17 protein-coding genes are annotated in these 22,933 nt (G+C 62.4%); 12 read left to right on the top strand and 5 right to left on the bottom strand.

Going from position 1 to position 22,933, the window contains the following annotated elements; all coding sequences use genetic code 11:
• Positions 1-47 precede the first annotated feature (47 nt).
• The 3 genes from HK22_RS02335 (at position 48) to HK22_RS02345 (ending at position 4,390) form a co-directional block, all read left to right on the top strand.
• Complete coding sequence (locus tag HK22_RS02335; protein ID WP_086648210.1) at positions 48-1,286, top strand: outer membrane beta-barrel protein; 1,239 nt, start codon at positions 48-50, stop codon at positions 1,284-1,286.
• 61 nt (positions 1,287-1,347) lie between these two features.
• On the top strand, positions 1,348-1,824 hold the full coding sequence (locus HK22_RS02340; RefSeq protein ID WP_086648211.1) for a flavin reductase family protein: 477 nt from the start codon (positions 1,348-1,350) through the stop codon (positions 1,822-1,824).
• Positions 1,825-2,035: 211 nt separating this feature from the next.
• Positions 2,036-4,390: a TonB-dependent siderophore receptor gene (locus HK22_RS02345; protein WP_233142335.1), complete on the top strand. Its 2,355-nt coding sequence runs from the start codon at positions 2,036-2,038 to the stop codon at positions 4,388-4,390.
• Here the strand turns inward: HK22_RS02345 and HK22_RS02350 are convergent.
• Together HK22_RS02350 and queF are read right to left on the bottom strand one after the other, a co-directional pair.
• Positions 4,384-5,211, bottom strand: coding sequence for an aminoglycoside N(3)-acetyltransferase (locus HK22_RS02350; protein ID WP_086648212.1), 828 nt, complete (start codon positions 5,209-5,211; stop codon positions 4,384-4,386). The two genes, HK22_RS02345 and HK22_RS02350, sit on opposite strands and share 7 nt — an antisense overlap.
• 3 nt (positions 5,212-5,214) lie before the next feature.
• Positions 5,215-5,715: a preQ(1) synthase gene (gene queF, locus HK22_RS02355; protein WP_062109262.1), complete on the bottom strand. Its 501-nt coding sequence runs from the start codon at positions 5,713-5,715 to the stop codon at positions 5,215-5,217.
• 170 nt (positions 5,716-5,885) lie between these two features.
• Between queF and typA the strand changes: the two genes are divergently transcribed.
• Together typA and HK22_RS02365 are read left to right on the top strand one after the other, a co-directional pair.
• Positions 5,886-7,706, top strand: coding sequence for a translational GTPase TypA (gene typA, locus HK22_RS02360; RefSeq protein WP_062109410.1), 1,821 nt, complete (start codon positions 5,886-5,888; stop codon positions 7,704-7,706).
• 208 nt (positions 7,707-7,914) lie between these two features.
• On the top strand, positions 7,915-8,259 hold the full coding sequence (locus HK22_RS02365) for a hypothetical protein (protein ID WP_197460431.1): 345 nt from the start codon (positions 7,915-7,917) through the stop codon (positions 8,257-8,259).
• Between the two features lie 122 nt (positions 8,260-8,381).
• On the opposite strand, the gene HK22_RS02370 is transcribed toward HK22_RS02365, so the two are convergent.
• Positions 8,382-9,632: a D-amino acid dehydrogenase gene (locus HK22_RS02370; protein ID WP_086648213.1), complete on the bottom strand. Its 1,251-nt coding sequence runs from the start codon at positions 9,630-9,632 to the stop codon at positions 8,382-8,384.
• An 85-nt stretch (positions 9,633-9,717) separates the two neighbouring features.
• Positions 9,718-10,740, bottom strand: coding sequence for an NAD(P)/FAD-dependent oxidoreductase (locus tag HK22_RS02375; protein WP_077803766.1), 1,023 nt, complete (start codon positions 10,738-10,740; stop codon positions 9,718-9,720).
• A gap of 41 nt (positions 10,741-10,781) precedes the next feature.
• Here HK22_RS02375 and HK22_RS02380 point away from each other — a divergent pair, with 41 nt between their 5' ends.
• The 7 genes from HK22_RS02380 to HK22_RS02410 all read left to right on the top strand — a co-directional run bounded on the left by HK22_RS02380 (position 10,782) and on the right by HK22_RS02410 (position 21,513).
• The gene (locus HK22_RS02380) at positions 10,782-11,861 is read left to right on the top strand and encodes a glycosyltransferase family 4 protein (RefSeq protein WP_086648214.1); all 1,080 of its coding nucleotides are present in this window, start codon (positions 10,782-10,784) and stop codon (positions 11,859-11,861) included.
• A gap of 53 nt (positions 11,862-11,914) precedes the next feature.
• Positions 11,915-12,364 carry a tRNA (adenosine(37)-N6)-threonylcarbamoyltransferase complex ATPase subunit type 1 TsaE gene (gene tsaE, locus HK22_RS02385; RefSeq protein WP_086648215.1) on the top strand — a complete coding sequence of 150 codons (450 nt, stop codon included), beginning with the start codon at positions 11,915-11,917 and terminating at the stop codon, positions 12,362-12,364.
• On the top strand, positions 12,361-15,411 hold the full coding sequence (addB, locus tag HK22_RS02390) for a double-strand break repair protein AddB (RefSeq protein WP_086648216.1): 3,051 nt from the start codon (positions 12,361-12,363) through the stop codon (positions 15,409-15,411). The genes tsaE and addB overlap by 4 nt, the downstream gene beginning before the upstream one ends.
• Positions 15,408-18,995 carry a double-strand break repair helicase AddA gene (gene addA / locus HK22_RS02395; protein ID WP_198945465.1) on the top strand — a complete coding sequence of 1,196 codons (3,588 nt, stop codon included), beginning with the start codon at positions 15,408-15,410 and terminating at the stop codon, positions 18,993-18,995. Before addB ends, addA begins: the two co-directional genes overlap by 4 nt.
• A gap of 84 nt (positions 18,996-19,079) precedes the next feature.
• Positions 19,080-19,406, top strand: coding sequence for a thioredoxin TrxA (trxA, locus tag HK22_RS02400; RefSeq protein WP_062029874.1), 327 nt, complete (start codon positions 19,080-19,082; stop codon positions 19,404-19,406).
• A gap of 88 nt (positions 19,407-19,494) precedes the next feature.
• Positions 19,495-20,685 (top strand): ribonuclease D, encoded by a 1,191-nt coding sequence (gene rnd / locus HK22_RS02405; protein ID WP_086648217.1) that lies wholly within the window; start codon positions 19,495-19,497, stop codon positions 20,683-20,685.
• Positions 20,686-20,820: 135 nt separating this feature from the next.
• Positions 20,821-21,513 (top strand): GcrA family cell cycle regulator, encoded by a 693-nt coding sequence (locus tag HK22_RS02410; RefSeq protein ID WP_086648280.1) that lies wholly within the window; start codon positions 20,821-20,823, stop codon positions 21,511-21,513.
• Positions 21,514-21,650: 137 nt separating this feature from the next.
• Here the strand turns inward: HK22_RS02410 and HK22_RS02415 are convergent, their stop codons facing one another.
• Entirely contained in the window at positions 21,651-22,931 is a 1,281-nt protein-coding gene (locus HK22_RS02415; RefSeq protein ID WP_086648218.1) for a glycoside hydrolase family 68 protein, read from the bottom strand.
• Positions 22,932-22,933 lie beyond the last annotated feature (2 nt).

Raw genomic sequence — 22,933 nt, forward strand, 5'->3', positions numbered from 1 at the left:
CCGGGCCTGTGCTATGGGCTGCCTCATGCAACCGGAAGGTGGATGGCATGAGGCAGCGTTTCGGCCTGGGTGTGAGAGTGGTTTTTGCGGTTCTGCTGGGGAGCACGCAGGCGCGTGCTGCGCCCACTCAGGACAAGGCATGGACGGATCAGTGGTTTTCCGATGTGTCCTTCGGCGCGCAGATCGAAGGCGGCGTCATGGGCAGTTCGAGCCATCCTGGCAGTAATCTCAATTTCGGCCAGCTTCTCTCGCCTTATGCCGATCAGGCGACGCTGAACCAGCTGACTTTCACATTCACCAAACCTGTTGATCCGATCGGGGACGGGTACGGGCTGGGGATGAACCTGCGGATGCTCTACGGTTCTGACGCGCGAAGTTACACGATCGCAGGCGTGTCTGACCGCTGGATCAATGGCCGTTATCAGGCCATGCCGGTTTTCGCCAATGTAGCGCTTCATATGCCGTGGTTTACGAGCCGGGGACTGGACGGGCAGATCGGTATTCTGACGTCGCCCATGGGCGTGGAGACGCTCGATCCCTCGACGCGGGCGTTCTATACGCTGGCTTATACGACCGAATATTCCACGCCCTTCGAGCATGTGGGGGGCATGTTCCAGCTTCATCTGGACGAGCATTTTGATCTTCAGTTCGGCGCGGATACCGGCAACCAGACCTCCTTCGGGCGGGGGGATAACAATGACCGGCCTGCCGGGTATCTCGGCGTGACGGGCAATGATCTGGCGGACGGGCATCTGTCCTTCACCTATCTGCTGCGGGTTGGGCCGGAAGACGCCGTGCGCGCTCTGGGGCCGAGGGCCAACGGGGCCATGCGGTACTGGAACGATCTGAACGGGACGTGGACATTCTCGAAAAAATGGAGCGCCACCGTCGAGGTGAACCAGCTTCATGACGAAGGGCTGCGCGCCGATACATGGAGCGCGGTTGTCTGGGGTGGGTGGCACATCCATCCGAACCTGACCGTCAATGCGCGGGCCGAGCTGTATCGGGACAATACGGGCAGTTTCGTGGCCAGCTTTGCGCAGAACGAAGGCTATGCACAGGCTCTGCTTGGCAATCCGACACGTTCTGTGTCGGCTCCTGCCACGACCTATGGCGCGCTGACGCTCAACACTGTCTGGCGGCCGGACGTGGGGCATCATGTCAAGCTGCTCCAGTTCCGGCCGGAACTGCGATTCGACCGTTCTCTCAACGGCACGCGTCCGTTCGATGACCAGCATCATATGGGTCGCATCCTGTTCGGGGCGGATATGACGCTCGGATTCTGAGAGGTCATGCGTCCGGGCAGGGGGAGGTGCGCTGGCGATCGGATTATGGCAAGGAGTCTGCATGACGACTCCGAACGACACCGATTTCCGCAAGGCCATGTCCCATTTCGCCACGGGTGTGGCTGTGGTGACGGCCAAAGGCAGCGAAGGCGAGCAGGGCGCGACCATCAGCGCTTTGACCTCCGTGTCCCTTGATCCGCTTCTGCTGCTGATCTGTCTCAACCGTGCCAGCGCAACCTATCGCGCGATTGCGGAAGCCGGGGCGTTCGGCCTCAGCATTCTGGGCAATGACCACAAGGACGTGGCGATGCTGTTCGCCAGCCGGACGGGAGACAAGTTCGGCTCCGACGTAATCGAGCGTTCGGCGGATGGCACGGCTTTCGTCCGGGATTCGCTGGTGAAGATGCACTGCGAACTGGTCGAGACGTTCCAGGGTGGCACGCATGCGCTTTTCATGGCGCGTCCTGTCTCGCTTGAGCTCGACGAAAACCATGCGCCTTTGCTGTATTTCCAGGGACAGCTCGGTATCACGCTCTGAAGCCTGCGCAATTCTGACGAGACCGGACAGGCTCTCCACCCTTTGTGTCTGGGGCGGGGAGCCTGATGTGTTTTGGGCAGTTTCTGATCCGGCAAAGCGTTTTTCTGGCGAAAGGAAAGGCATTCCTTCAGAAATTTGTTGCGAATGATTCTTATTTCTAATATTGGCCTCTGTAACACAAACAGACATCTCCGTAACCAAGAGGCCCTCGATGACCGGTTCGCTGCGTGCGCACATCACTTCGCTATCAGTTGCGGGAACGCTGCTGATGTCTTCACAGGGCTATGCGGCGGATCCCGTCAAAAAGGACGAAAAACCGGACCCCAAAGCGCCTTCTGCGGCAAAGTCCCTGAACACGACGCAGAGCCTTGAAGGTGCCGATGCGGAATATCTGACGGTGCAGGGACATGGCTTCAACACCATGCATGACTCTACCGGCCTATCGCGGATGCCGCAGGACGTGATGCATACGCCGCAGAACATCAACGTGGTGCCACAGGCCCTGATGCAGCAGCAGAATGTGAAATCCCTCGATGAGGCCCTGCGGAATGTTCCGGGTGTCACGACGTCCATCGGCGAGGGCGCGGGCGGCATGAACGGCGATCAGTTCCTGATCCGCGGTTTTCAGGCCCAGAATGACATCTACGAAGATGGTCTGCGGGATTTCGGCGTCTATTCGCGCGATGCGTTCAATTTCGAGACCGTTTCGGTCATCAAGGGGCCGTCTTCCGAAGTGTTCGGCAACGGCACGACGGGTGGCGCCATCAACATGGTCACCAAGACGCCCGGTCTGAAAAACCATTACAATGCCGAGTTTTCCGGCGGGTCTGGCAGCTATTATCGCGGGACGCTGGACGTCAATCAGAAGATCAATGACACAACGGCCTTCCGCGTTACGGGCATGGGCGACGAGCACAATATCGTCGGGCGCGACAACCTCTATTCCCATCGCTGGGGCATCGCCCCGTCACTGGCTTTCGGCATCGGCAAGAGAACGACGCTGGTTCTGCAATACATGCACCAGCAGGAAAATTCGGTTCCGGATTTCGGTGTGCCTGTCGTGACGAAGCCGGGTGCGGCTTATGGCCAGCCCATCACGGAATATGGCATCCGCCGCACCAACTGGTACGGGACGGACAATGACCAGAACGCAACGAACGCCAACATGGAAACGGCCCGTTTCAGCTTCAAACTGAACAAACACATCACCTTCTATGACGATCTGCGGGGCGGGGAATATTACCGGACTTTCGCGGCCTCCAAGGCGACCTGCGATACGACCTGTGTGAACAACTATTTCAATGGTGATCCGTCGAAGGCGCTTGTGGCGCGCTCGGGGCCGGTGGGTGCCGGCGCTGGAACGGGGGCGGGAACCTATATGGCGCCGCTGCCATATCAGCAGACAAGCTGGTCAGTGCAGAACGTGGGCTCGATGGTGGCGGATTTCCATACGGGGTTCCTGCGGCATCAGGTCGTCGCAGGCTTTGATATCGAGCGCGTCAATGACGTCCGGTCGCAGTCGACCTATCTGAAGCCCAAGCCTTATGCCAGCCTGGTCAATCCGAATTCGCATGTCGGAAATCTGGATCTGGTGCCGGGGGACATGAACCCGGCCGGTCTCGTCTCGCTGGGTTCTCTAGGCGCAAAGTCGCACAGTAACGGCTACGGTTTCGATACGGGTCTTTTCCTGTTCGACCAGATCTGGTTCACGAACTGGCTGTCTCTCAAGGGCGGGTTCCGCTGGGATCGCTGGCAGACGAGCTACACCATGACGGGCGGAAATGTCGCAAAGAACCCGGACCAGCATTTCCATGATGTGACCGGGGTGTTCAATCCCAATGCCAGCCTCGTGCTGACGCCGGATTCACATCAGACCTATTATTTCACGTGGGCCAATTCCACCACGCCGATGGGCATGTATGTGACCAACGGCTCCGTGCCCATCCGTCCCGGCACCAACTCGTTCGCCAGCCCGGAAAAGGCGCAGCTTTATGAACTCGGCGCCAAGTACAGCATCCTGCACGACCGGCTGGGAGTTACGGCATCGCTGTTCCGGCTGGACAAAGGCAATGCTCTGAATGCTGATCCGGTGACGGGAGAAGTCACGGGATCGTCCGACCGGCAGCGCAATCAGGGGCTCGAACTGTCGGTGGGTGGCGTGATCCTGCCGGGCTGGAACGTGTCCGCCACCTATGCCCTGTATGACAGCAGCACCACCTATTCCGCCACGAAAGCCAACCGCGGAAAGAACGTGCAGTATGTGCCGCATAACCAGGCGACGCTGTGGTCGGCCTATAATGCTTTCGCTGGCAAGCCTTACAACGTGACGTTCGGCGGTGGGCTGACCTGGCGCGAGCATGTGTGGCTGGATTCGGCCAATACGCTTCGGGCCCCGGCAAATCTGGATTTCAGCGCCATGATTTCGCACCGCTTCAACCAGCACTGGAAGGTGTCGATGAACGGCTACAATCTGGCGAACCGCCTGAACTACCAGAGCCTGTTCTCCAACCGTGCGACACCGTCCGCCGGGCGTATGTTCCTTGGCGAGATCAGCGCGTCTTACTGATCGTTTTCCGACGGCTGTTCCGGTCTGCTCCAGTCCTGCACGGCCATGTGAATGGCCGGGGCCAGCGGAAACAGGCGTGAGGCCGCCGAACCGATATGCCCGTGGCGGAGCAGGCTGTTTCCGTCGAGCTTTGCACCAAAAGGCTTGAAACGCTCCGTCTGCGTCTCGGGGAGACTGATGCTGATCCAGCGGCGCTCCCCGTCTGCCATGATGCAGGTTCCATCCTGAAATCTGGGTCCATCAGGGGCAGCGAGCCGCTCGGCCAGATGCAGTGCCGTGCAGGTGTCCCAGCCCGTCCCGATCATCAGAACCTGTGCGTTTTGGTCTGACAAAGCCGAAAGCGGGGAGCGGGTGCCGAACGGATCTTCCAGCGGTTGATGAGCAAGAATATCCCGGGCCAGCGGCCCCAGAGCCGTGAACGAAACCTGTGGATGGGCGCTGCGCTGCACGCCGGGCCATGTCCGGAAAATTTCGGCGGTCTGCCCCATGCCGCGCGTCGGCGTCAGATGCGGATCATAGGGCGGCATGGTGGTGCGGATCGTCTCCCACCAGCTTTCCGGTACGGGGGGATCGCACCAGCCTGACGGGTCGCTCAGTTCGGAGGACTGCGCGGGCATAACGATCGTGCCGTCTGGTCCCACGGCCTGAAGCAGGCTGTCGATGACGGTGCGTGCCCCGCCACTGACCCAGCCGATCCGGCTCAGGGACGTATGGACCAGAAGCGTCATCCCCGGCAGGACGCCGAGGCGTTGCAGATCCACCACCAGCCGCGCCTGCGTGAGCGGACCGCTGGAGCGGGCGATGGCGGCGGCTTCGGTCACGGTTCAGCCGCGACCGCGATAGCCGGGCACGTCCTGCGCGGGAATCCACACGCCCTTCGGCGGCTCGCCCGTCTGCCAGAACACGTCGATTGGGATGCCGCCGCGCGGATACCAGTACGCCCCGATCCGCAGCCATTGCGGGTTGAGCAGTGCCACCAGACGCTCGGCAATGGCGATGGAGCAGTCCTCATGGAACGCGCCGTGATTGCGGAAGCTGGTCAGGAAGAGCTTGAGGGACTTGCTTTCGACGATCCATTCGCCGGGGATGTAGTCGATGACGATATGCGCGAAGTCCGGCTGTCCCGTAACGGGGCAGAGAGAGGTGAATTCGGGGGCCGTGAAGCGCACGACATACTGCCGTCCCTGATGCGGAGAGGGGACGCGTTCGAGAACGGCCTCTTCGGGACTCTGCGGCGTTGTGGTCGCGCGGCCGAGCTGGCTGAGCGCGTCGGTTCCGGGTGCGGAGGGGCCGGTCGGGTGGTGGTCGGTCTGGTGGTCGGACATGGGGCTGAACTCCTTGAAGGGGCCGTGTTTTGTGAGATGTGGCCCAGCTCTCCCGTGGGCTCAAGACATCTTCAGGACGAAAAGACAGTGACAGAGTTTGCATATTGGCGGGATTCGGTGCAGAAGACGGCGCAAATCCTCTCTTCGATGCCTCCCGTCTGGAAGACCACATGGAACTCCGTAATATCGCCATCATCGCGCACGTCGATCATGGCAAAACCACGCTGGTTGACGCGCTTCTCAAACAGTCCGGCTCTTTCCGCGACAATCAGCATGTTGCTGATCGTGCGATGGACAGCAACGACCTCGAACGCGAGCGTGGCATCACCATTCTCGCCAAGTGCACGTCTGTTGTGTGGAAAGAAACCCGCATCAACATCATTGATACGCCGGGCCATGCCGATTTCGGCGGCGAGGTCGAGCGTATCCTGAGCATGGTGGATGGCGCGATCATCCTCGTCGATGCTGCTGAAGGCGCGCTGCCGCAGACCAAGTTCGTTCTTGGTAAGGCGCTGGCCCGTGGCATCCGCCCGATCGTTGTCGTCAACAAGATCGACCGCTCCGACGCGCGTCCGGACGAAGTGCACGAAGAGATCTTCGATCTGTTCGCCTCCCTCGGCGCCGACGAGCACCAGCTCGACTTCCCGATGCTCTATGCTTCAGGCCGTCAGGGCTGGGCCGATCTGGAGCTGGACGGACCGAAGAAGGACCTCGCTCCGCTGTTCGATCTGGTGCTGCGCCACGTGCCGACGCCGAACGTGGACAAGGACGCGCCGTTCGGAATGGTTTCCACCATTCTTGAGAGCGACAACTTCCTGGGCCGCATCCTGACGGGTCGTATCGACCAGGGTCGTGCGAAAGTGAACATGCCGGTGCGCGTGCTGCGTCCGGATGGCACGATCGTCGAAACCGGTCGTCTGACGAAGCTGCTGTCGTTCCGTGGCCTCGACCGCGTGCCTGTGGAAGAAGCCGAAGCCGGTGACATCGTGGCCGTGGCCGGTCTGTCCGAAGCCACGATCCCCGATACGATCGCTGATCCGTCCATTGATGTGCCCCTGCCGTCGCGTCCGGTTGATCCGCCGACCCTGTCCATGACCTTCCGCATCAACGATGGCCCGCTGGGCGGTCGTGAAGGCAAGAAGGTGACGTCGCGCCAGATCCGTGACCGTCTCTTCAAGGAAACCGAAGGCAACGTGGCCATCAAGGTGACGGAAAGCCCGGAAAGCGAAGCGTTCGAAGTGGCCGGTCGTGGCGAACTTCAGCTTGGCGTTCTGATCGAGACGATGCGTCGTGAAGGCTTCGAGCTGACGATCGGCCGTCCGCGCGTTCTGTTCCGTGAAAACGAAGAGACCGGCGAGCGCGAAGAGCCGTTCGAAGAAGTCCTGGTGGACGTGGACGAGCCGTATTCGGGCGTTGTCGTTGAGAAAATGTCGCTCCGTAAGGGCGTCATGCAGGACATGCGTCCGTCCGGTGGCGGAAAGGTGCGTCTGACGTTCCTGATCCCGTCGCGTGGCCTGATCGGCTATCACGGCGAGTTCCTGACCGACACGCGCGGCACGGGCCTCATGAACCGTCTGTTCCATGGCTATCTGCCGTATGTCGGCCAGATCGAAGGCCGTCGTAACGGCTCGCTGATCTCGTCCGAAGACGGGCAGACGACGCAGTACGCGCTGTTCGCCCTTCAGGACCGTGGCACGATGTTCGTCGATGCGGGCGAGAAGATCTACACAGGTATGATTCTGGGTGAGCATTCCCGCGAGAACGACCTCGACATCAACGCGGTCCGCGAAAAGAAGCTGACCAACATGCGTGCCTCCGGCAAGGACGAAGCCCTGCTTCTGACGCCGCCGCGCCGCATGAGCCTTGAGCAGGCCATCGCCTACATCGAAGACGATGAGCTGGTTGAAGTGACGCCGTCTGCCATCCGGATCCGCAAGCTGCATCTGGACCCGCATGATCGCAAGCGCGCCACCAAGTCCCGCGCAAGCTGAACCGTCCGTTTCAGGACTGTTCTTTGAAGAAAGGCGTGTTCCCGGTTTGCCGGGACACGCCTTTTTTATGCGGTTTCAGGAAGTTTGTCTGAATTGAGGCGTATTCGCACGTTACACGCGCAAGAGACTGAAATTTCATAAAGTTAATGCGCGACCGTGCGCAGTGGGAATGATAACGTCAGAGACGAGACCACTTCGGAAAACCTGAATGCTGGTCCATTTTTATTCTGTTATGGAGCTTCGTTTCCAGATGCGTCTTTTCAACCTCTCCCTGATCGCTGCCGTTTCCGCCCTGGCCCTGACGGCTGCTCCGGCATTCGCTGACCCCGCCACGACGGCAGCCCCTGCTGCGCCTGCCGCTGAAGCTCCTGCTGCTCCGGCTCCCGCCGCCGCTGCCCCGGCCGCTCCTGCCGATGCCGCTCCGGCTGCTGAAGCCGAGACGCCCAAGAAGAAGCATTCCGGCAAGAAGCACCACCACAAGCACAAGCACCACAAGAAGACGTCTGCTGCTACGGATGCCGCGCCGACTGAAGACGCTGCACCGTCCAACTGAGGCGTCTCTGTCGGTTCTTCTGAAGGACTGCGGAAAGCAAAACGGGGGTCTGCACATGGCAGACCCCCGTTTTTTTATGCCCTGTGCATCCGTAAGCCGCGCAGGCTTACGGATGGGAAGTGTCAGTAGCGGTCGAGCGAGAGGTCGAGCGACGGAATGGCCGTCTGGCGGCCGGAGATCTGGTCTGCGACGATCTGGCCGGAGCCGGCCGTCATCGTCCAGCCCAGCGTGCCATGGCCGGTGTTGAGCCACAGATTGCCATAGCGCGGGGAGGGACCGACGATCGGCGTGCCGTCCGGCGTGCAGGGGCGCAGGCCGGTCCAGTATTTCGCGGACGACAGGTCGCCGCCGCCATACATTTCGCTGAAGGACAGTTCCAGCGTCTCGCGGCGATCCGGGCTGAGGCGCAGGTTGAAGCCGTTCAGTTCCGCCGTGCCACCGATGCGGATGCGGTCGCCCAGACGCGTGATGGCGACCTTGTACGTCTCGTCATTGACGGTCGAGACCGGGGCACGGCTTTCATCCGTGATTGGCATGGTCAGGGAGTAGCCCTTGACCGGATAGATCGGCAGGCGCAGTTCCAGCGGCTTGAGGAAGCGCGGGGAGTAGCTGCCGAGCGCGAGGACGTAGCGGTCCGCCGTCATGCGTCCTGCGCTGGTGCGGATGCTGACGATGGCGTCACTGGCGGCTTCCAGAGCCTCGATCGTGACGCCGAGATGGAACTTCACGCCCTTGTCTTCAGCCATTTTGGCCAGACGGCGTGTGAAGAGATGGGCATCGCCCGTCTGGTCACCGGGGAGGAGCAGACCGGCCTTGAGCAGGTGTCGGGCATGGGCGAGGCCGGGCTCGCGGGCGAGAATCTCGTCCACGGTCAGCAGCTTGTGCTCAACGCCGCTTTCGGCCAGCAGGCGCATGTCTTCGGCGGCGTATTCGACCTGGCTGTCCGTGCGGAAGAGCTGGATCAGACCTTTCTGGGCGCCGTCATAGGTGATGCCGGTATCGGCGCGCAGGGCGTCGAGGCGGTCGCGGGCGTATTCCGCAATCCGCAGCATCCGGCCCTTGTTGATGTCATAGGCCTTTTCCGTGCAGTTCATGAGCAGTTCGCCCATGAAGCGGAACATGGCCGTATCGAGGCGCGGGCGCACGACGAGCGGGCTGTGCTTTTCGAACATCCATTTGGCGGCCTTGAGCGGCAGACCCGGCATGGCCCAGGGGGTTGAATAGCCGGGAGAAACCTGTCCTGCATTCGCAAAAGACGTCTCCAGACCCACACCCGGCTGGCGGTCGATCACTTCGACTTCATGGCCTTCCTGAGCGAGATACCAGGCCGTTGTAACGCCGATCACTCCGGCGCCCATGACGATGACTTTCATATCTGTCCTGCTGTGTTGTCGTCTGTAGAACCGCCCTGAACTGACCGTGATCGGCTCAGCGCCACGAAAATATTGTTCCGTTTCGTTAGCCCGGAACGCCCTTGCTGGTCGAATATTCGAAATGCAGAGCCGTGTCGGGATGGACGATGGCATGGATGGCATGGGCCGCCATGGCGCCTTCGGAGAAGCCCTGAAGGATCAGCTTCAGCTTGCCCGGATAGGTTGCCACATCCCCGATCGCGAAAATGCCGGGCGTGCTGCTCTCCAGCGTGGCCGGGGTGACGGGAACGGTATTGCGATGTGTGTCCAGGCCCCAGAGCGCGATCGGCCCCAGGTCGGTGGACAGGCCATAGAACGGCAGAAGTGCATCGGCCCCGATGTGGCGCGATGTGCCTTCAAGCGTGGTGACTTCCACGGTGGAAAGCACCCCGTCCGTGCCGTGCAGGGCATGGAGCTGATAGGGCACGACCTTCTCGATCTTTCCAGCCTCAATCTGCTGCTCGATCCGTGACAGCGTCTCAGGCGCACCGCGGAAACGATCCCGGCGATGCAGCAGATAGATTTTTTCGGCGACGTCGGAGAGGGACAGCGCCCAGTCCAGCGCGGAATCGCCGCCACCTGCGACTACGACGCGCTTGCCTGTGAAATCTGCGCGTTTCTTGACGTAATACTGCACCGCGCCCGTGCGTTCATAGGCTTCGAGCCCGTCGAGCGGTGGGCGGTTCGGCCCGAACGCACCGGCACCGGCCGCGATGATGACGGCTTTGGCGATGATGACGTCGCCGCGTGCGGTTTTCAGCGTGAAATCCCCACGATGGCCTTCCAGCGTCTCGACGCGCGAGCCCAGCAGACGGGGGACGTCGAACGGGGCGATCTGCTGTTCGAGGGCCTCGATCAGGGCGCCGCCTTCGATAGCGGGATGGGCCGGGATGTCGTAGATCGGTTTTTCCGGATAGAGCGCCGCACATTGTCCGCCGACACTGTCGAGGGCGTCAATCAGGACGCAGGACAGTTTGAGCATGCCACATTCAAACGCGGCGAAGAGAGCGGTCGGACCGGCGCCGACAATCGCGACATCGGTGTTGAGGGTCTGAGGTGCAGTCGTCATGATCTGTTTCATAATCGGTTTGAAGGGCTTGGGGTAGGGCATTGAACGTACGATATACGTTTGTAATTCAGGACCTGAAGGGCCTCGGCGGGACCGAGCGTTCGGCCTGTGCCGTCATGAACGGACTGGTACGTCAGGGGTGCGACGTGCGGCTGGTGGAACTGGTCGGCGCGGGCGCTCCGGCCTTTGCCCTGTCGCCTGAGATTCCCATGACCGCGCTGTTCGTCCGGCCGGTAAAGATTTTCAATTCGTGGTTCCGGATCGTGTGGCGTTTGTCGCGTTTCCTGAAACGGGAGAAGATCGACACGCTGGTGGTCGTGGAGTCCACCCATGCGCTTTACGGCGTTGCGGCCGCGAAGCTGGCGGGTGTGCGCTGCGTGGTCTGGGAGCATTTCAACTTCAACGTGACGTTAAATCGTCGCAAACGCGTCTGGGGACGTCAGATCGCCGCGCGATGGGCCGATGATGTGGTGGTTCTGACGCAGCGCGACACGGCGTTGTGGCGCGAGGGGACGACGGTCCGGGCCCGGCTGACCGCCATTCCGAACATGGCTCCTCCTGTGACGGATCGCCTCTATCCATCCGAGTCCCGGCTGGTTCTGGCGGCGGGACGTCTGACGGAGCAGAAGGGCTATGACCTGCTGCTGCGGGCCTGGCGGATCGTGGAACAGGACCCGGCGAGCATGGGCTGGGATCTCCTGATCCGGGGGGACGGGCCGGATCGTGATGCCCTGCTGCAACAGGCGCAAGGGTTGCATCGCGTGACGATTGCGCCGGCTATCGGCGGGATCGACGCCGATTATGCCCGTGCGGCCCTGTTCGTGGCCTCTTCGCGTTATGAGGGACTGCCGATGGTACTGCTTGAGTCTCTGTCGGCGGGGGTGCCGGTCGTGGCGTTCGACTGCGAGACGGGGCCTGCGGAAATCGTGCGCGACGGCGAGACCGGATTGCTCGTCCTGCCGGAAGAACCGGAGGCCCTGGCCGTTGCCCTGTTGGAGTTGATGCGCGCGCCCGAGCAGCGTCAGGTCATGTCGGTCGCCTCCCGGCTGCGGGCCGCCGCGTTTCAGGAAGGGGCCGTCATGGCGCGCTGGATGGAGCTTCTCCGGAACGGTGGTCGCTGAACGGGCTTTGAACGCCCTTGCTGGCACCGGGCAGTCGGGTCCACATTAGCGGCATGCAGATACGCCTTGATGACCAGCTTGCGACCGAAACTCTGGCGGCCCTGATTGCCGACCGTTGTGCGCCCGGAGACTGCCTTGCGCTTTCGGGTGGTCTGGGGGCGGGGAAAAGCACCTTCTCCCGCGCTTTCCTGCGCCATCTGGCCCGGGATCCGCAGATGGAGGTTCCCAGCCCCAGCTTCGCGCTCGTCCAGCCATACGAGACGCCGAAGGGCATGGCTTACCATTACGATCTGTGGCGTCTGGATGGGCCGGATGCGTTGCATGAACTGGCATGGGACGAGGCATGCGAAGGCATCATGCTGGTCGAATGGCCAGAGCGGGCCGAAGACCTGCTGCCGGAAGGCGCGCTGCATCTCACATTCTCCCCCGGCAAGACCGAGGACGCTCGCCTTGTTGACCTGACGGGCTGGCCCGATGGTCGGCTGACAGGACTGAAGCCATGAGCGGCGTCGTTACCATTGCGGGCACGGAGCCGTTTCTGGATCGTGTGGCGCGGGAATGGCTCGATCGTGATCCGGCCGCCCAAACGGATGGTCCGGGCCTGATCCTTGTTCCCAGCCGCCGCGCGGGCCGTGCACTGATGGAAGCCTTCCTGCGGGTTCTGGACACGCAGGCCGCACTCCTGCCGCGTATCGTTGCGATCAATGACGTGGACGAGGACGCGCTGGCCTCTATCGGGATCGACGTCATGTTGCCTCCGGCGGTGGAGCCGCAGCGACGTTTGGCTGTGCTGTCGATGCTGATCCTTCAGACGCCGCTTGTGAGTGTCGGTGTGGACAGCACCAAGGGGATCGACCGGGCCTGGCCGCTGGCTAAAGCGCTGGCGGACCTGATGGACGAGGCCGAGCGCAGCGGTGTCGATCTGGCCGAGCGCCTGCCGGATGCGGTGGAGGAGCGCTTCTCCGATCACTGGCAGCAGACGTTGAAATTTCTGGAGATCGTCACTGCCGTCTGGCCGAAATGGCTGGAAGAAGAGGGGCTGTGCAACCCGGTGGCCCGGCAGATTGCGCGGCTGAAGACGCAGGCCCGCGCCTGGGGAGAAAAGCCGCCCTTAACACCGGTCTGGGGCGTGGGCTTCGCGGACGGGTCTGCGGCGGTATCGGACGTGCTGGCTGTGGTGGCGCGGCTGCCGGCCGGGCTCGTGATCCTGCCGGGTGTGGATCTGGGTATGGCGGACGAGATCTGGGCTGCTCTGCCGCCGTCGCATCCTCAGGCGGGTCTGAAGGAAATCCTGACGGATCTGGGTCTGTCCCGTGAGGAACTGACGGACTGGGATGGGGGCAGGGATCGCGGACGCGAGCTGATGCTGCGCGAAGTGCTGTTGCCGGAACAGGGTATCGCTCATTGGGGGCAGGACAGCCGCCCGCGCGATATCGACAGGCTCTCCATTCTCCCGGCGCAGGACCAGCAGCAGGAGGCGCAGGCCATTGCGCTGATCCTGCGCGATGTCGTGTCCGAAGCCGGGAAAACCTGCGCCCTCGTCACGCCGGACCGGGCCTTGGCGCAACGCGTGGGCACCGAGCTTCTGCGTTTCGGGATCCATGCCGATGACAGTGCGGGCGAGTCCCTGTCCCAGACCCCGGCCGCCGTGTTTCTGCGGCTGATCGCGACCGCTGCGGAAGCGCAGCTTTCTCCCGTCGCGCTGCTGTCCGTTCTGAAACATCCGCTCGCCGCTCTGGGCCGCACGCCGGGGGACTGCCACGCTTCCGCCCGGCGTCTGGAGCGGCTTCTGCTGCGCGGGCCTGCCCCTGCGCCCGGCATTGCCGGACTGAAAGCTGCGCTGCACGACTATGCACAGAAGAAACATGCCCCGGATCACGGGGCCAGCGCGGATGCCCCGGACGAGCCGGAAGGCCCCGCTGCCTTCATCACGCGGATCGAGCAGGCTTTCGATCCGCTTCTCTCCATCGAGGGCGCCATTCCCCTGCCGGACCTGCTCGAACGCCTGATCCATACGGCGGAGGCGCTGGCCGCCACGGCGGATGAACTGGACGCTCCGGAGGAGGAGCCGCGTCATCCGGGCGCGCGTCTATGGCTGGGCGAGGATGGTGAGGCGCTGTCGCGGCATCTGGCGGCGCTGATCGTCAATACCGGTATTCTGCCGCCGCAGCGGCTGACGCATCTGGATTCGTTCCTCAACACGTCCATGGCCGGGCAGATGCTGACCGGTCTGCGCGCGCATCGGGGCGGCGTGGAACTGGCGCATCCGCGCGTCTCGATCCTGGGCGTGCTGGAAGCGCGGCTTCTGGCGTTCGATGTCGTGGTGCTGGGCGGCCTGAACGAAGGCGTCTGGCCACCCGCGACCGATCCGGGCCCCTGGCTGAGCCGCCCGATGCGCGTGCGTGTGGGGTTGCCCTCGCCGGAGCGGCAGACGGGCGTGAGCGCGCATGATTTCGTCTCGACCATTCTGGCTTCGCAGGAAGCCGTGTTCGCCAGTTCGGCCCGGCGTGAGGGTGCGCCCGGTGTTCCGGCGCGCTGGATGGTGCGGATGGAGGCGTTTCTCGGCGGCCGGTCGCAGAGCCTGCCGGTGCATCCCGCGCTGGACTGGCAGCGCTGTCTGGATCAGCCGCTCGCGGGTGCCGAAGCCGTTGCGCCGCCCGAACCACGGCCGCCTGTCGCTCTGCGTCCACGGGGGCTTAGCATTACCGAAATTGAGACGTGGATGCAGGATCCATATGCGATCTACGCCAAGCATGTCCTGAAGCTCCGGGCTCTCAAACCGTTGGAGGAAGGCGCGGAACACGCCGATTTCGGCATGATCGTGCATGATGCGATGGAACGCGTCCTGCGGGACTTCCCCGAGCGCTGGCCCGCCAATGCGAGCGCCATTCTGCGCCGCGTCTTTGCCGAGGAGCTGGCGAAGGCCAATATGCGTCCGGCCCTTGTGAACTGGTGGGGCCCGCGTCTGGCCCGGATTGCGGACTGGGTGGCGGAAAAGGAAGCCTCTTACCGCCTAGAGATGGAAGACAGCGGCCCGGCGCTGGGCCGGTTCGTGGAAGTCACGGCGTCTTTCCGTCTTGAGGCGGCTTTCGCGCCGTTCGAGTTGCGCGGTCGGGCGGACCGGATTGATATCGGTGCCGATGGTCTGGCCACTGTTTTCGATTACAAGACCGGGCAGCCACCGAGCGGAAAGAACGTTGCGGAAGGCTGGTCCGTCCAGCTCGTGCTCGAAGGTGCGCTTCTGGCGAAAGGGGCGTTCAGGGACGTTCCGGCCGTTGAGACAAAGAAACTGCTCTACTGGCATCTGACGGGCGGAGACGATCCCGGCAAAGAGAGCGAAGTGCCGGGTTCGCGCTCTCATACGGATGCGCCGACCCTGATTGCCGAGGCCATGGAAAAGCTCCGGACCCTCGTGGACGAATACGATACCCCCGATCAGCCCTACCGCTCCCAGCCCTGGGCCGGACATGTCCCGCGCTACACGGATTACGCGCAGCTTGCCCGCGTGGATGAATGGCGCGCGGCCTATGCGGAAGGAGAGGGCGAATGAACGACATGCCGCCTGTGATGCACCCCGTTTCCCGCCCCGTCACCCGCGACGAAGTCATTGCTGCTGCCGACCGCACGCAGCGTCAGGCGTCCGATCCGCGCGCTTCGGTGTTCGTCTCGGCCTCGGCGGGTTCGGGCAAGACCAAGCTGCTGATCGACCGTCTGCTTCGGCTCATGCTGCCGCTCTATGTCCAGACCGAGGACGGCGACACCATTCTGGCGGATGGCGCGCATCCTTCGCGCATCCTGTGCCTGACCTACACCAAGGCCGCCGCCGCCGAGATGGCCAACCGCCTTCAGCAGAAGCTGGGAAGCTGGGTCTCGCTGCCGGATGCGACGCTGGGGGCGGAGCTTGAAAGCCTCGACGTTCCCAATACGGACGAGACCCGGGCGCGGGCGCGGGCCCTGTTCCTGTGTGTGCTGGATCTGCCCGGTGGCCTGCGGATCGAGACGATCCATGCGTTCTGTCAGTCGCTGCTGCGGCGTTTCCCGCTGGAAGCGTCGGTCGATCCGCATTTCACGCTGATGGAAGAGACGGACACGACACTGGCGCTGCGTGAGGCGATGGAAGACGGCCTCGCCCGCGCGCCGGAGCTCGCGGCCGATGTGGCTGGCACGGTGGGGCTGGACGATTTTTTCAGGCGTATCCGCACACTGAACATGGAGGAAAGCCGCGCCCGGCCATTGCTGGAGCGCTGGGCGACCCTGCCGGACAGTGTGGTCAGCGCCTATCGCAAGGCGCTGAAAGCCGGGCAGCAGAGCCTTGAGGATCTTGAAAGCCTCGCCTGCCAGCCGCCGAAAGAAGAGGATCTGCGGACCGGGCTTCGCGATGCGCTTGGAAGCGTGACGGCGTCCGGTCGTGTCTTCGTCGATCAGATGCTGGGCTGGCTCGGGACGGAACCTGCCAAGCGTGTGCCGACAGTGTGGGCACAATGTCTGCTGACGAAGGATGGTGGTCCGCGCAAAGTGAACGGCATCGTCGGCAAGGCCGCGCAAACCGCCGTTCCGTGGATCGCACCGCTTCTGGAAGAGGAGGCGCAGCGTCTCCTCGATCTTCAGACCCGCCTCAAAAGCCTGCGTCTGGTGCTGCTGAACCGTGCCCTGCTCGGTCTGGCCGCACCGATGCTGACGGCGTTTCAGGACGGCAAGTCCGCCCGTGGTCTGGTGGATTACAACGATCTCATTCAGGAAACCCGCAACCTTCTGCGCGATCCGGGTGCGGCCTGGGTGCTGTACAAGCTCGATGGTGGCATCGACCATCTGCTGCTGGATGAAGTGCAGGACAATTCCGGCCTGCAATGGGAAATTGCCGGGGCACTGACCTCCGAGTTCTTTGCGGGGGAAGGCGCGTGGGACATGGGGCCGCGCCCGCGCACGATTTTCGCGGTCGGCGATTACAAACAGTCGATTTACGGGTTTCAGGGCGCCCAGCCCGAAGAATTTCATCGCTGGCGGACTGAGTTCGCGGATCGGGTCCGCAATGCCGGGCTGCTATGGCGCGATCCGGAACTGAACGTCTCTTTCCGCTCGGTCCCACCTGTTCTGTCCTTCGTGGATGCGGTATTTTCCCAGCCTCTGGCCGCGCATGGCCTGTTGCAGAAAGGCGAAAAGACGCTCCGCCCGCATGTCTCGGCCCGTCCGGGGCAGGGAGGGCGTGTGGAACTGTGGCCGCTCGTCCCCGTCGTTCAGGGCGAGGACGATGACGAGGGCCTGACGCCCTGGCGCGCCCCCTCCGCCAATACCGGGCAGCGCAGCGCGCCCCAGCGCCTCGCCGAAGCGCTTGCGGAATGGATTGACCGGCAGATCGGGCGTCCGCCCCAGCCGGGGCAGGCGCCTCTGACAGCGGGGGACGTGCTGATCCTCGTCCCCCGTCGCTCGCCGTTCCTGCGCTCGCTGATCCGGGCTCTGAAATCGCGCAATGTGCCGGTCGCAACGCTGGTCCGGGTCGGGCTGACGCAGCAGGTCGCGGTCCGCGATCTCATGACGCTCTGCGCGGCCCTGCTTCTGCCGCAGGATGATTTGACGCTGGCTTCCGTCCTCACATCGCCGCTGGGAGGGCTGACGGACGACTCGCTGATGGCGCTCGCCACCCGCAATGGCACGGCCCATGCCCTCGGCCCGAAAGGTCAGCCGCTCTGGACCGTTCTGCGGGATCGTCACCGGGAACGGGAGGACTGGCGTGCAGCATGGGAGATGCTGTCCACGCTCTATGCACGTGTCGATTATGCGTCTCCGTACCGGTTGCTCGCCGAAACGCTGGGGCAGCATGGTGGACGCACGCGGCTTCTGCTGCGTCTGGGGCCGGAAGCGGCCGAGCCGGTGGACGAACTGCTGACGGCTGCGCTGCGCTATGAAGGGCTGCATCCGCCGTCGCTTCAGGGCTTCCTGCACTGGCTCGAGGCCAGCGAGATCACCAGCAAGCGCGAGGCCGAGAGCGATCTGGGTGCCGTTCGCGTCATGACCGTGCATGGCTCCAAGGGGCTTCAGGCGCGTCTGGTTGTCATGCCGGACACGACGTCCAAACCGCCACCGGGCAGCGATTTCCTGTGGGAAGAGGCAGGCGCCTTCGAACTTCCACTTTGGGTCCCCAAGAAGGGTATGGGCACAGAGATCACAGTCGCCCTTTCCGAGCGGGATTCCGAAAAAGCCCGCGCGGAAAGCAACCGCCTGCTTTACGTCGCCCTGACCCGGGCCAGTGACTGGCTGGTGATCTGCGGGGCCGGAGCCAAGCGGGAGCCCGATGACAAGAGCTGGTACCGGCAGTGCGAGGCGGGGTTTAAGCAGTTGGCGAATGCCCGTTCCGAACCGATGGATCTCGGCTGGGAAGGTGAACGGTTCGTGTTGGAAGAAGACCGCACGCTGGCGCCAGTTTTATTCAGGCCCGGAGCGGCCGAAGCCCCCTGTGCAACGCTGCCGGACTGGATGGGCCGTGCTCCGGACTGGAAGCCGTTCATCGCCCAGCGGGAAGATGCCCTGACGCGTCCGCTCGCGCCCAGCCGTCCGGATGGGGCCGAGTTTGGCGAACTCCCCGCTGCCCGTTCCCCCCTGGAGCTTCTGGCCGGTCGTCCCACGCCGGTGCGTGAACAGGCCATGCGACGCGGGACCATGATTCACCGTCTGCTTCAGCTTCTGCCGGAAACCCCGGTGGCAGAGCGTGAAGCTGTGGCGGTGCGCTGGCTGTCCCGCCGGGCCCTGGGTCTGACGGAGCCGGAAATCCATCGTCTGGCCGGACAGGTCCTGGGCGTTCTGTCCCATCCGGATCTCGCGCCGCTCTTTGCGCCCGGAAGCCGCGCCGAACAGCCGATTTCGGGTGTCAGTGACGGGCGCGTCGTGCTCGGGCAGGTCGATCGTCTGCGGATCGGGGACGGACAGATCTGGATCTGCGACTACAAGACGAACCGCAATCCGCAGCTGCGTGCCGATCGCACGCCTGTCGTCTATCTGCGTCAGATGGCGGCTTATCGTGCCGTGCTGGAGCAACTTCATCCCGGCTACGACATTCACTGCTCGCTGGTCTGGACGGAAGGGCCTGCCGTTGTCACACTTCCGGCCTCGCTGCTGGATCAGGCGTTGCAAAGGTCTTGATCCACATCAAAAGCCCCTTGCAGTGAGGGGCATGGCAGCCGATATCCGTTTTCAGAAACTTCATTTGCCACAAGGAACACACTCATGAGCGCAAACACCGTTGCCGTCAGCGACAGCAGCTTCGACGCAGACGTTCTGAAATCCGAAGGTCCGGTTCTGGTTGATTTCTGGGCGGAATGGTGCGGCCCGTGCAAGATGATCGCACCGGCGCTTGAAGAAATCGGCGCCGAGTATCAGGGCCGTTTGAAGGTTGCGAAGGTCAATATCGACTCCAATCCCGAAGCCCCGACGAAGTATGGCGTCCGTAGCATCCCGACGCTGATCGTCTTCAAGGACGGCAAGCCGGTTGCCCAGCAGATGGGTGCGCTGCCGAAGAGCCAGCTCAAAGCATGGATCGACCAGTCTCTTTGATCGTTCTCCCCTGAGTAGCCCGGAAAACGGGTAAGGGAAGGACGTGAGGGGCGTGGTCACGATCCTGCGCTTTGTGTAGGATCGTGTCATGCGCTCGAAAGCTCCGACCTTCCCGACTCCCGTTCTCCTGACCTCCAGCGAGGAGGTGGCCCGTATCTGCGAAAAACTGCAGCACGAGCCTTTCGTGACCATCGATACGGAGTTCGTCCGGGAAAAGACCTACTGGCCGGAGCTTTGTCTCGTGCAACTCGCGGGAACCGAGGATGTTGTCCTGATAGACACGCTCGCTCCCGGCATTGACCTTGCGCCGCTGGGTGATCTTCTGGCCAAGCCGGACTGCATCAAGGTCTTCCATGCCGCGCGGCAGGATCTGGAAATTTTCCTTCATATTTTCGATCGTCTTCCGGTCTCGGTCTTCGATACGCAGGTTGCCGCCATGGTTGCCGGTTTCGGCGATCAGGTGGGGTATGACAGTCTTGTGGGCGCGATCACTGGTCGCAGCATCGACAAGGCGCATCGCTTCAGCGACTGGTCGGCTCGTCCGCTGAGCAGTGCCCAGATTGCGTATGCCGCCGCCGATGTGACCCATCTGCGCACGGTCTATGAGGCCCTGCGCAGACAGCTTGCCGAGCAGGGCCGTCTGCACTGGGCCGACTCCGAGCAGGCAATTCTGACAGAAGAAAAGACGTTCCGCCCGGATCCCCGCCGCCTGTGGGAAAAGCTGAAAGCCCGCACCAGCAACCGCCGGATGCTGGCTATTCTGCGGGAAGTGGCCGCATGGCGCGAACAGGAAGCGCAGAATGCCGATATTCCCCGCCAGCGCGTCATCCGTGATGAAAGCCTGCTGGAAATCGCAGCCGTTCATCCGGATACGGTTGAAGCGCTCTCCCGTATTCGGGGTGTGACCCGGGGTTTTGCCGAGGGCAAGATGGGCAGAGGGCTGCTCGAGGCCATCTGTATTGCTCAGGAATGCCCGGAATCCGAACTTCCGAAAGCACCGTCGAAATCCGAACGGGTGCGGCCCTCAGCCGCTCTGGTGGCGCTTCTGCGGGTTCTTCTGGCCGCCAAATGCGAAGAGCACAAGGTGGCGCCCCGATTGGTCGCCTCTTCGGAAGATCTTGATCTGATTGCTCTTGGAGAGACCGATGTCGGCGCACTGCGCGGCTGGCGTCGCGAACTCTTCGGTCTGGATGCCCAGGCGCTGGTGCGCGGCGAGATTGCGCTGGCCGTCGTGAACGGTCTTGTGGAGCTTCAGCGCGTGGCGGAAACGGTCGCATAAGAACCGCCTTCGACGCGGCGGTGAGTTTCTGGTAAGAAGCCTCCCGAAGATGTTTCGGGTCCGGTGGGCCGGGACTGTAAATCAACAGCATATCGGGCCATGTCAGGCACCGAAGCGGGACAGGGAAACGAACATATGGAGTGGACGGACGAGACGATCGCCAGACTTCGCGATCTGTGGAGTCAGGGACTTTCGACCGCCGAAATCGGCCGCCAGCTCTCCATCACCAAGAATGCCGTTGTCGGCAAGGCTCACCGTCTGGGTCTGCCTCCCCGCCCTTCTCCCATCCGTAATCGCAAAGCCGCGGACGGTGAAGCAGGAACGGCAGAAGCCGCGCCCCGTCGCAAAAGCCCCTCCCGTGCCAAGGCGACAGAGTCTGCCGGGTCGGACCTGTTTGCAGACGGCAAGGATGTCGTCCTGGAAAAATCCGTTTCAGGCACTATGGAAAAATCTGCCGAGAAGTCTGCAGCACCTCCCCGCAAGGCTCCCGCCGCTGAACCTCCCAAGGCCCCTGTCCAGCCTGTTGCTGCGGCTCGTGTCATTCCTCCGGTTCAGAAGGATGTGGCTGCGTCACATCGGGAGGCTGCCGTCACGCCTCCTAAACCGGAACCCCGTGTGGCTCCTGCACCCCGTCCAGCCATGCCACCGCGGTTTTCAACGGCAGGTATCGACCGCCCCACGCGGCGTGGTCCTTCATGCTGCTGGCCGATTGGCGACCCCGGTACGCCGGGTTTTCATTTCTGCGGGGCAACGCCGCTCCCTGGAAAGCCATACTGCGCCGAGCATGCTGCGATCGCCTATGTTAAAATCCGCGACCGCCGCGACTGATTTCAGGCACAGAATCACGAAAAAGCCGCCCTTCCGAAGAAGGTGCGGCTTTTTTCATAACAGCGACGCAGTCTGTATCGTCACAACAAAAAAAGACGGAGAGCAGCCGAAGTTGCTCCCCGTTCTGTGCGGATGGTTTAGCCCGCCGCAGTGGCCGACCATGCGCGCTGCGCGAAAATTTCCCCGTAATTATGAATTTCCGTCAGGTAGGAGCGGTCATCGTCCAGCACGAGCTTCACGGTCGGTGCCAGTGTAGCGCCAATCCGGGCGGCATTCGGGTCGGCAGCCGTCGGGGTAGGAACGTGGTCGATGAAAGACTGTACATAACCCTGTGCATCCACGAAATGCGAATAGGTCGAGTATGGCTGGCTTGACGGATTGCCCAGCACGAGTCCCGACGAATTCATTGGTTTGAACGGACCAGCAAGACCGTTATCGGATACGAAACCATAAACGCCATCCGGCCCCTGCAGATTGCCGGAATAGGTGGAATGATGGCTGATCGTGAACAGATACAGCTTGCCGTCCTGAAACACGACATGCGGACGTTCCGTCTGGTCATTGACGCCCAGCGCCGAAACGATTGGACCAAGCTGCGTCCAGCGTGCGCGTGAAAAGTCGCCCGCCTCATAGGCTCCGTCGTCCAAAATAGCCAAGCCAATGGATGCTGCGCCGTAGCCCGCGCCCGGATCCACGGTATAGCTTGGCGGAATGGGACCGGTTTCATTGGCACCGATCACGAACTGGCCTCGCATACCGGCAACGTTCGTCTCATAAACGCAATAGATGCGACCGTCGTCTGGATTGAGGAACGGGCAGGGGTCCCGGAAATCAAAATACGGATCCTCAGCCTCGTTGGCTTCATGCACACCGTCTGCATCGAACATGTCGACGGTGGTATCAAAACCGGTGAACCAGACCTTCTGATCGTCCGTATGAATCTGACCAGTACTGACGGCGATGACACTCTCGAAGCCATTATTTGTTGAGCCGCATGATGTATAGAACATGTCGACTGTGTTCTCGCTGCCTTCACGCATGACGAGATTGCCGGACCATTCCCAGGGCCGCAGATCAGCGGATTTCTGAAGAAGGCGTCCGCCCCAGACCCAGTCAGAGCCGCTTCCAGTTTTCGAATACCAGAAGCCGATATAGGCAGTATTGTTGCGGTTGGCCCATTCGGCCGCAATATTGGCGTTGGTCAGGTCGACCTTGTCTGCTGCCAGAGACCAGATGACATGCCATCCGTTTACGGTGACGGAGGTCATGTTGATGTCACGAAGCGCCCCGGTATCCCAGATCATGACGCTTTCTGACATTGTCGGAAAATCAGCTGCAATGACAGGCATGGTTGTTGTCGGATCGTCGGCATGAACCTTGAGGGCATCGGCAATGGTCCAGCGGGAAGTTTGGCGCATAG

It is taken from the genome of Gluconobacter sp. DsW_056 (assembly GCF_002153595.1).
Classification (GTDB): Bacteria; Pseudomonadota; Alphaproteobacteria; order Acetobacterales; family Acetobacteraceae; genus Gluconobacter; species Gluconobacter albidus.